This window comes from Pseudomonas sp. TS_SC_3 (genome assembly GCF_056156225.1).
This window is the reverse complement of the sequence record NZ_CM149586.1, coordinates 2,338,928-2,353,227: the sequence shown is the minus strand read 5'-3', so window position 1 is coordinate 2,353,227 and position 14,300 is coordinate 2,338,928. Positions and strand designations below refer to the sequence as shown.

17 protein-coding genes are annotated in these 14,300 nt (G+C 59.7%); 6 read left to right on the top strand and 11 right to left on the bottom strand.

All coding sequences use genetic code 11. The features are described 5' to 3' along the window. Positions 1-147: 147 nt before the first annotated feature. Both gluQRS and dksA read right to left on the bottom strand, forming a co-directional pair. A complete protein-coding gene (gene gluQRS, locus AC0J6G_RS11410; protein WP_475253702.1) occupies positions 148-1,035 on the bottom strand; it encodes a tRNA glutamyl-Q(34) synthetase GluQRS in 888 nt (295 codons plus the stop codon). A 73-nt stretch (positions 1,036-1,108) separates the two neighbouring features. Beyond that, complete coding sequence (dksA, locus tag AC0J6G_RS11405) at positions 1,109-1,552, bottom strand: RNA polymerase-binding protein DksA (RefSeq protein ID WP_475247803.1); 444 nt, start codon at positions 1,550-1,552, stop codon at positions 1,109-1,111. Between the two features lie 195 nt (positions 1,553-1,747). Between dksA and AC0J6G_RS11400 the strand changes: the two genes are divergently transcribed. Both AC0J6G_RS11400 and sfsA read left to right on the top strand, forming a co-directional pair. After that, a complete protein-coding gene (locus AC0J6G_RS11400; protein ID WP_475247801.1) occupies positions 1,748-2,929 on the top strand; it encodes a pyridoxal phosphate-dependent aminotransferase in 1,182 nt (393 codons plus the stop codon). Beyond that, positions 2,919-3,626, top strand: a complete 708-nt coding sequence (sfsA, locus tag AC0J6G_RS11395) for a DNA/RNA nuclease SfsA (protein WP_475247799.1) — start codon at positions 2,919-2,921, stop codon at positions 3,624-3,626. The genes AC0J6G_RS11400 and sfsA overlap by 11 nt, the downstream gene beginning before the upstream one ends. A 68-nt stretch (positions 3,627-3,694) precedes the next feature. On the opposite strand, the gene AC0J6G_RS11390 is transcribed toward sfsA, so the two are convergent. Together AC0J6G_RS11390 and cysZ are read right to left on the bottom strand one after the other, a co-directional pair. After that, complete coding sequence (locus AC0J6G_RS11390; protein ID WP_475247798.1) at positions 3,695-4,900, bottom strand: glycosyltransferase family 4 protein; 1,206 nt, start codon at positions 4,898-4,900, stop codon at positions 3,695-3,697. 15 nt (positions 4,901-4,915) lie between these two features. Beyond that, positions 4,916-5,671, bottom strand: a complete 756-nt coding sequence (gene cysZ / locus AC0J6G_RS11385) for a sulfate transporter CysZ (protein ID WP_475247796.1) — start codon at positions 5,669-5,671, stop codon at positions 4,916-4,918. A gap of 271 nt (positions 5,672-5,942) precedes the next feature. On the opposite strand from cysZ, the gene trxB reads away from it, so the two are divergent. Then, the gene (gene trxB, locus AC0J6G_RS11380; protein ID WP_475247794.1) at positions 5,943-6,890 is read left to right on the top strand and encodes a thioredoxin-disulfide reductase; all 948 of its coding nucleotides are present in this window, start codon (positions 5,943-5,945) and stop codon (positions 6,888-6,890) included. Positions 6,891-7,051: 161 nt separating this feature from the next. Here the strand turns inward: trxB and AC0J6G_RS11375 are convergent, their stop codons facing one another. From AC0J6G_RS11375 to folM, 5 genes are all read right to left on the bottom strand, one after another. Further along, entirely contained in the window at positions 7,052-7,396 is a 345-nt protein-coding gene (locus tag AC0J6G_RS11375; RefSeq protein ID WP_475247792.1) for a HopJ type III effector protein, read from the bottom strand. Beyond that, positions 7,393-7,686, bottom strand: coding sequence for a DUF1244 domain-containing protein (locus AC0J6G_RS11370; RefSeq protein WP_475247790.1), 294 nt, complete (start codon positions 7,684-7,686; stop codon positions 7,393-7,395). The genes AC0J6G_RS11375 and AC0J6G_RS11370 overlap by 4 nt, the downstream gene beginning before the upstream one ends. A gap of 125 nt (positions 7,687-7,811) precedes the next feature. Next, positions 7,812-8,183, bottom strand: coding sequence for a dihydroneopterin triphosphate 2'-epimerase (gene folX / locus AC0J6G_RS11365; RefSeq protein ID WP_475247788.1), 372 nt, complete (start codon positions 8,181-8,183; stop codon positions 7,812-7,814). After that, complete coding sequence (gene folE / locus AC0J6G_RS11360) at positions 8,183-8,731, bottom strand: GTP cyclohydrolase I FolE (RefSeq protein ID WP_475253700.1); 549 nt, start codon at positions 8,729-8,731, stop codon at positions 8,183-8,185. Before folE ends, folX begins: the two co-directional genes overlap by 1 nt. Positions 8,732-8,766: 35 nt before the next feature. Next, positions 8,767-9,477 (bottom strand): dihydromonapterin reductase, encoded by a 711-nt coding sequence (gene folM / locus AC0J6G_RS11355; RefSeq protein WP_475247786.1) that lies wholly within the window; start codon positions 9,475-9,477, stop codon positions 8,767-8,769. 261 nt (positions 9,478-9,738) lie between these two features. Between folM and AC0J6G_RS11350 the strand changes: the two genes are divergently transcribed. Beyond that, the gene (locus tag AC0J6G_RS11350) at positions 9,739-10,035 is read left to right on the top strand and encodes a DUF6482 family protein (RefSeq protein WP_475247784.1); all 297 of its coding nucleotides are present in this window, start codon (positions 9,739-9,741) and stop codon (positions 10,033-10,035) included. Position 10,036: 1 nt separating this feature from the next. Here the strand turns inward: AC0J6G_RS11350 and AC0J6G_RS11345 are convergent, their stop codons facing one another. Then, complete coding sequence (locus AC0J6G_RS11345) at positions 10,037-10,462, bottom strand: thiol-disulfide oxidoreductase DCC family protein (protein ID WP_475247782.1); 426 nt, start codon at positions 10,460-10,462, stop codon at positions 10,037-10,039. A gap of 91 nt (positions 10,463-10,553) precedes the next feature. On the opposite strand from AC0J6G_RS11345, the gene AC0J6G_RS11340 reads away from it, so the two are divergent. Next, positions 10,554-11,507, top strand: coding sequence for a MerR family transcriptional regulator (locus AC0J6G_RS11340; protein ID WP_475247781.1), 954 nt, complete (start codon positions 10,554-10,556; stop codon positions 11,505-11,507). A 208-nt stretch (positions 11,508-11,715) separates the two neighbouring features. Then, positions 11,716-13,494, top strand: a complete 1,779-nt coding sequence (locus AC0J6G_RS11335) for an acyl-CoA dehydrogenase C-terminal domain-containing protein (RefSeq protein ID WP_475247779.1) — start codon at positions 11,716-11,718, stop codon at positions 13,492-13,494. A 150-nt stretch (positions 13,495-13,644) separates the two neighbouring features. Here AC0J6G_RS11335 and AC0J6G_RS11330 read toward each other — a convergent pair whose 3' ends face one another. Further along, positions 13,645-14,268 carry a hypothetical protein gene (locus AC0J6G_RS11330; RefSeq protein WP_475247778.1) on the bottom strand — a complete coding sequence of 208 codons (624 nt, stop codon included), beginning with the start codon at positions 14,266-14,268 and terminating at the stop codon, positions 13,645-13,647. Between the last annotated feature and the right edge of the window lie 32 nt (positions 14,269-14,300).

Below are 14,300 nucleotides of genomic sequence, written 5' to 3'. Positions count from 1 at the left end.
AGGCGGCTGTGGCCGACCAACAGCCAAGACTTAGAGCCGCGCTGGCCGGGATAACCTGTGCCATCGAAAGGCATGCTGTCGCAGCATTGTCGTTACCCTACAGCACCGGCTTTGAGCGCCTCTGTGCGCTAGCGGACATAGCCGGGCTTAGCGCAGTTGGGCTTCGGCCAGGGTCAGGCTGCGTGGAATACGCGTGGCATCCCAGTGCTGGCTGGCCCAGTGCAGCAGTTCGGCGGGTGTGCCGTAAGCGGCGCCCTCTGGCAGGGTTTGGCCAAGGGCGCGCAGGGCGCGGATCAACAGCAGGCTGGCCTGGTCGGCGGGTAGGGGAGGCGAGCGGTAGGACTTGCCCAGCTTATGGCCATCCGGCTGGGTGATCAGGGGCACATGCAGGTAGCGCGGCTGGGGGAGGCCGAGCAGCTCTTGCAGGTAGAGCTGGCGCGGGGTGGAGTCGAGCAAGTCGGCGCCGCGAACAATATCCGTCACGCCCTGCCAGGCATCATCAAGCACCACCGCCAGCTGGTAGGCGAACAAACCATCGCGGCGACGAATGATAAAGTCGCCCCCTTCACGGCCCAGATGCTGACGGTAATCACCCTGCACCCGGTCAGTAAAGTGATAAACCAGCTCCGGTACACGCAGGCGAATGGCCGCGCCATCCAGGCTATGGCCAGCATTGCGGCAGGTGCCGGGGTAGATGCCGTGGCTGCCTTCCAGCTGCTTGCGTGAGCAGGTGCAGGCGTACGCCAGGCCCTGACTCAGCAAGCGCTCGACCAGTGCGGCATATTCGTTGTGGCGAGTGCTTTGCCGTACCAGTTCGCCATCCCATTCAAAGCCATAGCTTTCCAGGGTTTGCACAATGGCATCTTGAGCGCCGGCGACTTCACGGGGTGGGTCGAGGTCTTCCATGCGCAGCAGCCAGCGGCCGTTTACGGCGCGTGCGTCAAGGTACGACGCCAACGCTGCGACCAATGAGCCGAAGTGCAGGTAACCGCTTGGGGTGGGGGCGAAGCGACCGATATAAGCAGGTGTGTTCATACGGGCGAAGGACTGCCGGTTGCGCACGGGGGACAGAAACAACAGAGGGTGCCGAAGCACCCTCTGGGTTAGGTCAGGAACCGACCTGTTTTTCCTTGATTTCCGCCAGCGTCTTGCAATCAATGCACAAGGTCGCGGTGGGGCGGGCTTCCAGTCGGCGGATGCCGATCTCGACGCCACAGGAATCGCACCAGCCGTAATCGTTGTCTTCGATCAGTTGCAGGGTTTCGTCAATCTTCTTGATCAGCTTACGCTCGCGATCACGGGCGCGCAGTTCCAGGCTGAATTCTTCTTCCTGGCTGGCACGGTCCGCTGGATCGGGGAAGTTGGCTGCTTCGTCCTGCATGTGGTGCACAGTACGATCAACTTCCTGCATCAATTCCAGCTTCCACTTATTGAGGATGCCGGTGAAGTGGGCGCGCATCGGCTCACTCATGTATTCCTCGCCCTTTGTTTCCTTGTAGGGCTCAAAACCACGGGTCAGTTGACTGCTTTTTGCTTTTGCTTTGGTGGGCATGGATGACCGCCTCTCACTCTTCTAATCCACTGCGCAGGACGGTGTCCCTTGCCCGTTCTACGTCGAGTAGAACTGGCCCTGCGGCTGCAAGCGGGCGAACTTACCAGAACAACTCAGCCCGCGCCACTCCCGGTTGTCGAAGCTGGCACGGGTATGCTTTAGAATCCGCCTCTTTATTCAGACCAAGGCAGCCCCATGGCCCAGTCCTACAGTGCGCGCAGCCGCGCCATAGAACCTTTTCACGTGATGGCGTTGCTGGCTCGGGCCAACCAGTTGCAGGCCGACGGCCATGATGTGATTCACCTGGAAATCGGCGAGCCAGATTTCACCACCGCCGCGCCGATTGTTGCGGCGGGGCAGGCGGCCCTGGCCGATGGGCATACGCGCTACACCGCCGCGCGCGGCTTGCCAGCCCTGCGTGAAGCGATCTCCGGTTTTTATGGCCAGCGCTACGGTCTGGATATCGACCCGCAGCGCATTCTGATTACCCCGGGCGGTTCGGGGGCGTTGCTGCTGGCCACCAGTTTGCTGGTCGACCCTGGCAAACACTGGCTGCTGGCCGATCCCGGTTACCCGTGCAATCGCCATTTTCTGCGCCTGGTTGAGGGCGCCGCGCAGCTGGTGCCGGTTGGGCCAGAGGTGCGTTACCAGCTGACGCCTGAATTGGTGGCGCGGCATTGGGATAAAGACAGCGTGGGCGCACTGGTGGCATCCCCAGCCAACCCGACCGGCACCTTGCTTAGCCGTGATCAGCTGGGCGGGCTGTCGCAGGCGCTGAAAGCGCGTGGCGGTCATCTGGTGGTGGATGAGATTTACCACGGCCTGACCTACGGCGTAGAGGCGGCCAGCGTGCTGGAAGTGGACGACGAAGCCTTTGTGCTCAACAGTTTTTCCAAGTACTTCGGCATGACCGGCTGGCGCCTGGGCTGGCTGGTGGCGCCACCGGCCGCCGTGCCTGAACTGGAGAAGTTGGCGCAGAACCTCTATATCAGCGCGCCAAGCATGGCCCAGCATGCGGCGTTGGCATGCTTTGAACCACAGACGCTGGAGATTCTCGAGCAACGCCGCCACGCGTTTCAGCGCCGCCGCGATTTCCTCCTGCCGGCGTTGCGTGAGTTGGGCTTCAAGATCGCCGTGGAGCCGGAGGGCGCCTTCTATTTATATGCCGATATCAGCGCCTTCGGCGGCGATGCCTTTGCCTTCTGCCAGCACTTTCTGGAGACCGAACATGTAGCCTTTACCCCCGGTCTGGACTTCGGCCGCTATCAGGCCACGCAGCATGTGCGTTTTGCCTACACCCAGGATCTGCCGCGTCTGCAGCAGGCGGTTGACCGCATCAAGCGTGGCCTGAGCAGTTGGCAGGCCCATGCAGTTTGACCCGCCGCTGGAAGAAGGCCGTCTGTTGCGCCGCTATAAGCGTTTTCTCGCTGATATCGAGACTGCCAGCGGCGAGCAGCTGACCATCCACTGCGCCAATACCGGCTCGATGCTCAATTGCATGAGCGAGGGCGCGCGCATCTGGTTCAGTCGCAGTAACGACCCCAAACGCAAACTGCCGGGCACCTGGGAGATTGGCGAAACCCCGCATGGCCGCTTGGCGGTGATCAACACCGGACGCGCCAATGCCCTGGTGGAAGAAGCCCTGCGCGTCGGGCTGATCACCGAGCTGAACGGCTTTACCAGCTTCAAGCGCGAAGTGCCTTACGGTAAGGAACGCAGCCGGATCGACTTTCGCCTCGACTTCCCCGCGGGTGCGGCGTTCGTTGAAGTTAAGAGCGTCACCCTGGGGTTCGCCGAGAGCCGCGTCGCCGCTTTTCCCGATGCGCGCACCGAGCGCGGCAGCAAACACCTGCGCGAACTGGCAGCCTTGGCACGTGACGGTGTGCGGGCGGTGCAGTTGTATTGCGTCAACTTGACTGACATTGATGCCGTGCGCCCGGCCGAGGAAATCGACCCTGCCTACGCCGCTGCGTTGCGTGAGGCGGTCAGCGCCGGTGTGGAAGTGCTGGCCTATGGCGCGGCGATCAGTGCTCAGGGTGTACAGCTGATCAAGCGTCTGGAGGTGCAGTTGTAAGAGGAGTTTCAGCCGCGATAACCGCGGCTGAAAGCGCGCCGCTAAAGCGCCCCCTACCGATGTTCACGTTAATGCTGCGCTCGGCCAGCCGGCAACGCTTGCGCAGGCTGCATGGCGCTGCGCAGATGCTGCTCGAACAGCTCGACAATCGCCGGCCAGCCTTGGCGTGAAGCGTGTAGCCGGGCGTTGAGGCGCACCCGGCGCAAGCTCTCTTGGTCCGTTAGCAGCCAGCTGGCGGCGTCGATAAACCCCTGCTCATCGTCGGGCCTTGCCAGCACGCCGTTATGCCCGTGACGGATATGTTGCGCGGCTGCCGCCTGATCAAATGCCACCACGCCAAGCCCTGACGCCAGGGCTTCGAGCACCACATTGCCGAAGGTTTCCGACAGGCTGGGAAACATAAACACATCACCTGACGCGTAATGCGCCGCCAGTGCTTCACCGCATTGCAGGCCGCAGAATATCGCGTCGGGCAGTTGTTGCTGCAGGCTAGCGCGTTGCGGGCCATCGCCGACCAGGATCAACTTCAAACGCTGCTGCGGATGAGCCCGCTGCAACGCCTGAAAACTGGTGCTGAGCAGCGCCAGGTTTTTTTCTGGCGCCAGGCGCCCGACATACACAATGGCGATGTCCTGCTCCGCCAGACCCCAGCGCTCGCGCAAGGCTGAGCAGCGTTTGGCCGGGCGGAACAGTTGGCTGTCGACGCCGCGCGCGAGCAATGCCAGGTTGTTGAAGCCACGGCGTTGCAGCTCGATTTGCTGGCTAACGCTGGGCACTAAAGTCATTTGCGAACGGTTATGCAGCCAGCGCAGGTAATAGATGAGGGCGCGGCTCAGCATCGCGAAGCCGTAATGCTCGGTGTAATGCTGAAAGTTGGTGTGAAAGCCGCTGACCACCGGAATCTGCAGACGCCGCGCAGCGCGCAGAGCAGACAGGCCCAAAGGGCCTTCAGTGGCGATGTACAGCACGTCCGGGCGTTGCCGTTGCCAGCTGCGCAGCAGCTTGTGCATTGACGATTGACCCCACTGCAAACCGGGGTAACCGGGCAGCGGCCAGCCACGAGTTAGCAATAAATCCTGATTGGCAGCGCAGCGCGGATCGACGCTCTGCCGGGGGCGAACCAGCTGTACATGATGACCGCGCCCACGCAGCCCCTCCACCAGGCGGGCGAGGGTGTTGGCCACTCCGTTGATTTCCGGCGGAAAGGTTTCGGTGATTAGGGCGATGTGCAGCGAGGTCGATGCGTTCATGGCAGCAGTGTCGGCTGCCGCCATGTAGTGAATATGACATTAGCGTTGCGGGTTTATGACCTGCGTATCACTGCGCTCACGCACCCAGAACACCGTCGCGCCGGCCACGGCGGCTGGCATCATCAGGATGTTCAGTCCTGGCACCAGCAGGGCGGCGTAGGTGATGCCGCCGAAACCCAGGCTCTGCCAGCGTTTTTCACGCAGCCAGGCAAGCATGTCCTGCCAGCTCATTTTGTTGTTGTCAGCCGGGTAGTCGATGTACTGAATCGCCATCATCCATACGCCAAACAGCAGCCACAGCGGCGCGGCGATGAGGTTGACCACCGGGATAAAGCTCAGGATCAGCAGGCCGATGGCGCGTGGCAGAAAGTAACCCAGCTTGCGCAGCTCGCGGCTCAGGGTGCGCGGCACCATTTCAATCAGTTCGCCCCAACGAAAGGCCGGGAAAGGGTCTTCGCCGCGCACCACCACCTCGACCTTTTCCGCGAGAAAGCCGTTAAACGGCGCGGCGATAATATTGGCCAGCAGGGTGAAGCTGAAAAAAACCATCAGCAGAACCAGCACCACAAACAGTGGCCACAGCACGTACTCAAGAAAGCTCAGCCAGGTCGGCAGGCTGGGCATAAAGGTATCGACCCAGCCGCCGAACTGCTGCAGGGCCAGGTAAATCAGGCCAATAAACAGGATCAGGTTGATCGTTAGGGGCAGCAGCACAAACAGACGCAAGCCAGGGCTCAGGACCAATTTCAGGCCCTCGCTGAGGTATTGCGGGCCGGTCAGTACGGGAGCGTGCATGGGGAGAGTCTCCGCGAGGTTGAAGTGGCGCCGACCTTACCGGCTTTACAGGGTCGGTGAAAGCCTCTGCAACGGGCGCTAACGATTGCCTGCCCGCGTTATAGCGCGTGTCTATGCAGGGGATTGGTAATGCATATTTCCGCCATTTCGCAGGCGCGCATAGGCTGCGCGGCATCCCTTTGCGGGGCTTCCAACCTTACTGCCTTCCCCAGGTATTCGTGGATGCCCTCTTTTATTGTGTTGCTACCGGCATTGCCGGGAGGAGCTGTTGATGTCTGCTGATCGTCATGCCCGTGTGATCATTCTCGGTTCCGGCCCTGCCGGCTACAGCGCGGCGGTCTACGCTGCCCGGGCCAATCTTAAACCGCTGCTGATCACCGGCCTGCAGGCTGGTGGCCAACTGACCACCACCACCGAGGTGGACAACTGGCCGGGTGATGTACATGGGCTAACAGGGCCGGCGTTGATGCAACGTATGCAGCAGCATGCCGAGCGCTTCGAGACTGAAATCGTTTATGACCATATCAATGCCGTGGACCTCGCCGCCAAGCCATTCACCCTGGTGGGCGATAGCGGCACCTACAGCTGCGATGCGTTGATTATCGCCACCGGTGCCAGCGCCCGTTACCTGGGCTTGCCCAGCGAAGAAAGTTTTATGGGCAAGGGCGTATCTGCGTGCGCCACGTGCGATGGATTCTTCTACCGCAATCGTGAGGTGGCAGTGGTCGGTGGCGGCAATACGGCGGTGGAAGAGGCGCTGTACCTGGCCAATATCGCCAGCAAGGTGACCCTGGTACACCGCCGCGACACCTTCCGCGCCGAGAAAATCCTGCAGGACAAACTGCAAGCGCGGGTGGCCGAAGGCAAGATTGTGCTCAAGCTCAACGCCGAGGTGGATGATGTGCTCGGCAACAACATGGGCGTGACCGGCGTGCGGGTGAAGAACAATGATGGCAGCTTCGATGAGCTGAGCGTTGACGGTCTGTTCGTCGCCATCGGCCACACGCCGAACACTTCGTTGTTCGAGGGGCAGCTGGCGTTGAAGGATGGTTATCTGGTGGTCAACGGTGGTCGTGAAGGCAATGCCACCGCGACCAGCCTGCCCGGCGTGTTTGCTGCCGGCGATGTGGCCGACCATGTCTATCGTCAGGCGATTACTTCGGCCGGCGCCGGCTGCATGGCGGCGCTGGATGTGGAGCGATATCTCGACGGGCAATAAGCCCTAGCCTGTAAAAACGCGGATTAACGTTTTAATGCCGCGCGCTGTGTTCAGTGCGCGGCATTTTTTCATCGACTTGATCGTTCGCCGTAGTTTTGCCAGCCGAGGTAACGTTGGTCGTTGCCCTTGAGGGTTTTTAGCGCACCGACTCAGCTACATCATTACGCGCCGTTGCGCTGCAGCGAGGGTTGTTCAAAGCGTACGCCTGCCAGGCCGGTGTCCATCAGGGCGCGGATATTGCCGTGGTCGCTGCCAGTTGGGGTGGCCAGCACGCTGCGGTAATGCTCGCCAAAGCACAGCAGGGTTTCTTCCGGGCTGAAGCCTTCGAGTAGTGCCAGGCCGAGAGTTTTGCACGAGCCTTCGTTCTGTCCGGCTGGGTTGTGCACGGCCCCGTTATCAAAGGCGCTGGGCTGGTAGTGGTAGTGCTCGGCAATAAACGCCAGGGTTTCGGCAAAGGTGAACTGTTCGTTGCGCAGCGTGGCGCGGAAGTCGTGCAGGGTGCTCATGCATCTTTTCCTTTAGCGAAGGCAGCTTGCTGCTCGGCACTGGCTTCTTTCTGAAATTTGGCTTTCCACTCGGTATACGGCATGCCGTAGACCTCTTCGCGGGCCTGGTCGGGAGTGATGGCGACGCCGATGTCATCGGCGGCGGCTTTGTACCACTTGGACAGGCAATTCCGGCAGAAGCCGGCGAGGTTCATCATGTCGATGTTCTGCACGTCGGAGCGTGAGCGCAGGTGGTGCAGTAAATGGCGGAAGGCAGCAGCTTCAAGTTCGAGGCGTTCTTGATCAGTCATGACGAGGCTCTCTGTAAGCAGGCGGGGGAGGCGTGGCGGCGATGATAGAAGCATGCCTGCCTGGCGGCAACGGCCCCGGCGCAGGGCGCGCCGGGAGTCATGCAATGCACAGTCGTGCGGTTGGCTTAACGGTGCCCGGCGAGGGTGATCGACACCGACTCGGCGAAGCGCAGGGCATGCAGTTTGTCGACCTCAACCTCGGCGTAGCGTACATCCGGGTTGGCCATCACCAGGTCGAGAATTTCCTGGGTCATGCGCTCCAGCAGGGCGAAGCGGTTTTCTTCAACGTGACGGATCACCGCTTTGGTGATGGTGCGGTAGTTCAACGCATGGTCGATGTCGTTGTCACGCACCGCATCCAGGGCTGGGTACAGGATGGTCAGGTTAATCAACACGTCCTGCTTGTTGTTGATTTCCTCTTCCTTAATGCCGATATAGGTGCGCAGGCGCAGGTCTTTGACGCGGATGCGCGCCATTCCAGGTTCCAGTCGCGGCATTATTTACCCCGTCCAATCAGTTGCAGGAATTCGTGTCGAGTGTTGCAGGATTCACGGAAGGCCCCGAGCATCACGGAGGAGGTCATCACCGAATTCTGCTTTTCTACACCGCGCATCATCATGCACATGTGTTTGGCTTCGATCACCACGGCCACGCCTGCGGCGTTGGTTACTTGTTGAATCGCATCGGCAATCTGCTTGGTCAGGTTTTCCTGAATCTGCAGGCGACGGGCGAACATATCGACGATGCGCGCTACTTTGGACAGGCCAAGTACCTTGCCGGTCGGAATGTAGGCCACATGGGCTTTGCCGATAAACGGCAGCATGTGGTGTTCGCACAGCGAGTACAGCTCAATGTCGCGCACGATCACCATCTCGTCGTTATCCGACTCGAACAGGGCGCCGTTAACCACTTCGTCCAAGCTCTTGTGGTAGCCATTACACAGGTACTGCATGGCCTTGGCGGCGCGCTTGGGGGTGTCTAGCAGGCCTTCGCGCTCAGGGTTTTCGCCTACGCCAAGGATGATTTCACGGTAGTGGTCGAGCATTTCATGGGTCATTGCAAAGGTCCTCGCGGCCCGGCTCATTTGAGGTGGCGGCCGCCGTTGACTGTCAGTGTGGTTCCGGTGACATAAGGGTTGTCGAGCAAGTAGCACAAACTTTGGTAGATCACCTGTGGCCCGGGTTCGATACCCAGAGCCGATTTGTTAAGGGTTTTGCTGCGGTAGTCGGCGTCGTCGTCCGTGTTGAACATGATGAGTGCAGGGGCGATGCCGTTGACCTTGATTTGCGGCGCGAAGCGCGCGGCAAATGACAAGGTCAGACTGTCCAACCCAGCTTTGCTGGCGCAGTAAGCTGGGCGGTTGGCGCTGCCCTTGCGGGCTACGTCATCGCTGATATGAACAATGTCAGCTGGGGTGGAGCGTTCAAGCAGCGCCTGGCAATGCAGGTTGATCAAGTACGGGGCAAGCATGTGTACGTTGAACAACTGAGTGAAGGCCGCCGCTTCTTCCCCTGGCGTCTCGACCAGCCAACCGGAAGCGTTGTGCACAATGGCGCGCAGGCTGTCGGTGTGCTGCTGTAACTCTTCGATAAACGCCAAGATGCCGGCTTCGCTGGAAAAGTCCGCCGGCAGCGCCAGTGCGCCACGTCGTCTGAGTACATCAATGCCCGAACGCTCGCTGCGGTAAGTAACGATTAGCGAGTGGCCGTCATCCAGCAAACGCTCTGCGCAGTAAAGGCCGATACGTTGGCTAGCTCCGGTAATCAAGATGGGGGCGGCGCTGGCGCTCATGGTCGACTCGGCAGTAGAAAAAAGGTGGGTTCAGCGACGCTGCGTCGGGTACCTGACCAGTAGGGCGCGGCCTCGACTGAACCGAGATTAAAGTTATACCAGCAATGCACTTTGTACAACCATGCGGGCTGTAAGGTTACTAAGGCTTTAGTCGATTAATTGCCTATTTCATTGAGTTGTATCGCTATTTTTTATTAGCGCGGGCTGAATAAAATTGTTTTTATCGTGTACAAGATAGGTTTTCTTGTACAGGTGTGGCTCATGAAAGCTTGGCAGTTACATGTGGCGGTGCTGTGTGGGCGGGTCAGCCATGTTGAAGTGCTGACGCTGCGCAGCTGCGGTTACCGGGTGCAGGTAGTAACCCGTACCGGGGATGTGCATACCTTGATGTATGCAGCGGGGCGGCCATTCTGGCCTGAGCTGGCGCAGGCCAAGGATTGCCTGCGGCGTTGTGGCGTGCAGCAGGTGTTACTGCTGCAAACGGAAAGCCACGATGAAATCATCGGACGCCCGCGGATGTTGGAGCCTGATCCGGGGCTGTGGCTTGTACGCAAGTGAGCTACTCAGGGCGGTTGCTGGTGCTGCATTGATTATCTTTGCAGCGCTGGCTGCCGTCTGGGTGAGGCAACCAGGTGAGGTGCGGGCGTAACCGGCAGAACAACCGGTAGCCCAACTCCAACACAGGGCGTAAGACCGGCCAGGTCAGTGGCGCCGCCCAGCGATCAAGGCCGGCAGCGCGCCAGCTCCACAGCGTGGCATCCAGGCCGGTAACCCATTGGCCATCGGCAAAGTGTGCGTGCAAACGGTTTTGCAGCGTTTCTTTGGACTGGCCGGTGGTTTCCACCTCAAAATCACTCTGGCTGATGTCGACCAGCGTCAGGCGCTCGCGACTGGCACGTTTGCGCAGCACTTGAATTTCGCGAGCGCACAGCGGGCAGTCGCCATCGTAATAGAGTGTCAGTGGCCAGTGAGGTTGCTTGATCATTGTCTAAGCCTCTGTATAGGTTTTGTACAAAGTATGCGCTAAATAGCTGAGTTACAATGCGCGCAACATTTTTCTGTGATATCCCCCTTCTATGTCCGATCTCGTAGGTACGTCGTCTCTCGTTTCGAGTGCCCTCAAGCAGGAAGAGTTATTTCCTATTCGTGAGGTGGCGCGCCTGACCGGCGTCAATCCGGTAACTTTGCGGGCATGGGAGCGACGATATGGGCTGATCCAGCCAACCCGCACCGACAGCGGTCATCGCTTGTATTCGCAGGCTGACATTGAGTCGGTGCGCAGCATCCTGGCATGGATTGAGCGCGGCGTGGCGGTGAGCAAAGTCGGCAAGATTCTCGCCAAAAGCAGCTCAATCAAATCCGCCAGCTCGCCGCTTTATGAAGAGGTCAGCGCCAGCGAGTGGGGCGAGTGGCAAGCCCAGTTGCGCCGCGCCGTCAGTGCCTTTGATGAGGTGCGTCTGGACCGTCTGTACGGCCAGGTATTCTCCAGCTACCCACTGCCCGTGGTGTTCCAGGACATCCTCATGCCGCTGTGGCAGGAACTGTTGCTGCGTCAGGACGAATACGGCCAGACCAGCGAATGGTTGTTCCTTGACACCTTCCTGCGCGCCCGCACCTTGCAGCGGTTGCAGATACTGCGTACCCAGGTGGAAGACCGCGTGCTGTTAGCCGCGCTGCCGGGTCATTGCCGTGAGCTGGAGTTGCTGGTGGCTGGGTTGCTGCTGAGCAGTGCCGATACCGCTGTCAGCGTGCTCGGGCTGGGTCAGCCGCTGGAAGAGCTGACGCTGATTTGCGAAAAAATGCAGCCTCAGGCGCTGGTGCTGTTCTCCAATCAGCCGCCTAGTGATGATTTGCCCAAGCAGTTATCACGCTTGGCGTTGGCGCTGGATTGCCCGCTGGTCATGGCAGGCGATGGGGCTGATCTGGCCGAAGAGAGCCTTAGCGGCTCGCCGATTGCCTGCCTAGGTAATGAAGGGCACTTGATGCAGCGCCGCCTGCAGCAGTTCCTGGCTGGGCGTCTGGATACCTGATTCCCCCTCCCAAATACGCCTGAAAAGTCCCGGTTGCCGCAATGGCAGCCGTGCTTTCGCGTGCCTGCGACGTCAGAGTAATTTTGATTAGTTGTACATCTTGTACAGAAAAACGCTTGCCGTACGCGGTGTTTGGCTGTACAAAAGCTATACATTGTTTGTTTGTGTATAGCTTGTATCCACTTGTACAGCTTAAGGACTCAGCAACATGACCCAATACCGCGCACCCCTTCGAGATATGCGTTTCGTCTTTGACGAGGTGCTCGACGCTTATGCCACCTTGCAGTCGCTGCCTAGTCAGCGCGAGTTCGGAGACGACCTCGGTGGCGCCATTTTAGAAGAAGCCGCCAAACTGGCGGAAAACGTACTCGCCCCGTTGAATGGTCCAGGTGACAAGCAAGGCTGCCACTACGATCCCGCCACCAAGGCGGTCAAAGCCCCCGATGGCTTCCGTGCAGCCTACAAGCAATTTGCCGAGGGTGGCTGGACGGCTCTTGCCTGCACGCCTGAGTTTGGCGGCCAAGGCCTACCGCATGTACTGAACATGATGGTTGAAGAGATGGTTTGCTCGGCCAACCTTTCACTGGGCATGTACCCCGGCCTGACCCATGGTGCCATCAACGCACTTACGGCACACGGCGCCCGTGAGCTGCAGGAGCGTTACCTGCCCAAGCTGATCAGTGGTGAGTGGACAGGCACCATGTGCTTGACCGAGCCGCAGTGCGGCACGGACCTGGGGCTGATTCGCACCCGCGCCGTACCGCAGGTTGATGGTAGCTACGCCATCAGCGGTACCAAGATCTGGATCACCGGCGGTGAACATGATCTGGTCGACAATATCTTGCACCTGGTGCTGGCCAAACTTCCGGATGCGCCGGACAGCGTCAAAGGTATTTCGCTGTTCCTGGTGCCCAAGTTCCTTGAGGACGGCAGTCGCAATCCAGCGTTCTGCGGTGGCCTTGAGCACAAGATGGGCATCAAGGGCTCCGCCACCTGCGTAATGAATTTTGAAGGTGCACAAGGCTGGCTAATTGGCGAGCCGAACAAGGGCCTCAAGTGCATGTTCACCATGATGAACTCGGCGCGTCTGATGGTCGGCATGCAGGGTCTTGGTATTGCTGAAAGCGCCTATCAGGTCAGCCTGGGCTTCGCTAAAGACCGTCTGCAAAGCCGTTCGATGTCCGGCCCGAAAGCGGCGGATAAACCGGCTGACCCGATCATCGTGCACCCTGACGTACGGCGCATGTTGCTGCGTCAGAAGGTGATGATCGAAGGCTGCCGTGCGCTGGCCTATTTCACTGGTCTGCACGAGGACGTTGCCCACGACCATGAAGACCCAGCCGTGCGTGAACAGGCCGATGACCTGGTGCAATTGCTGACTCCGGTGGTCAAAGCTTTCCTCACTGATGAAGGTTTTAACAGCGCCAACGAAGGCCTGCAGGTGCTGGGTGGCTCCGGCTACACCGAAGACTGGGGCATCGAGCAGCTGGTGCGTGACGCGCGCATTACCCGCATCTATGAAGGCACTAACGGCATTCAGGCGCTTGACCTAGTTGGGCGTAAATTGGGCTTGGGCGGCGGCCGCGCAGTGCGCAACTACTTCGCCTTGGTCGAGGGTTGGCTCAAGGCCAACGCTGAAGCTGATCACGTGACTGAGGTTGGCTCGGCACTCAAGCAGCTGCAGCAAGCCACCCTGTGGATTGCCAGCGAAGGCATGAAAGACCCCGAGCAAGCCGGTGCTGCAGCTACGCCTTACCTGCGCTTGTTTGCGCTGACCAGCCTGGCCTGGATGTGGGCACGTATGGCCGCAGTGGCGAAAGCCAAGCTGGCCGAAGGCAGCACAGAAACCCCGTTCTACGGTGCCAAGTTGAAGTCGGCAGACTTCTTCATGGCGCGCATCCTGACGGAAACCCACAGCCTGTTGGCTGAGGTGAAGGCCGGCAAAGCCACGCTGATGGCATTTAGCGAAGAGGAATTTGCCGCCTAAAACGACTGCGCAATCCGGTAGCCAGCGTGTACCGCCCTTTCGGCTATCGGATTTTTTTATCCCTGCTGCAGGCGCTTCGCCTGCACTTTAGGCCCGCGTTAATTGCGGGTCTTTTTTTGTCTGCGGTTTGCCGGCCTAAAGCTGGGTTACTTAGCGGCCACTGCTATGGGGGCCTTGCTCGGGCTGGGTATGTTGTTGCAGGTGTTGCTGGTAGATGAACTGGCGCAGTTGCTCGTCGCTTGTCGCGTCGAGTGCGTGCAACTGGTAGGCGAGCAGGCCTTCCTCGGTTTTGCGCACGAAAACCCCGGCGACGGCGATCGGTGTTTGTTCATTCACCGGCAAGATCAAATGAAAACGCTTGGGTGCTTTGCGTGCGGCGCGGTGTTCTATCAGCGCGCCATTCATCGACAGTTGATGAATCCACAGGTCGCTGGGCTGCGCGTGCTTGGTGTGCAGTGGTAACGGCTCAAGCAGGGGCGAGCGCCAGGCGCGGTTGACTTCACCTTCGTCGAAAATCTGCGGGGCACTGAGTTGCAGGTAAGGCGCGCGCTGCTGGTCCTGGCTGACGTGCAAATTGAACGTCAGGTGCTGGTTAGCGATATGGGCGTGCAGGCTCAGGGGCTCATTGACGGCACAGTGGGCAAGCAGCTCATTGAGTTGCTTGCCAATATCCGGCTGGCGCTGCGATTCGCGGCGCGGGTCTTGGACCGGGCCATGGTGCAGCTGGCGGATAAAGGTTAATTCTGCCTGTGTTAGGAGTGCCTGTTCTTGCATGGGAGCGGTCTGTATCAAGCTTTAGTTAGTGC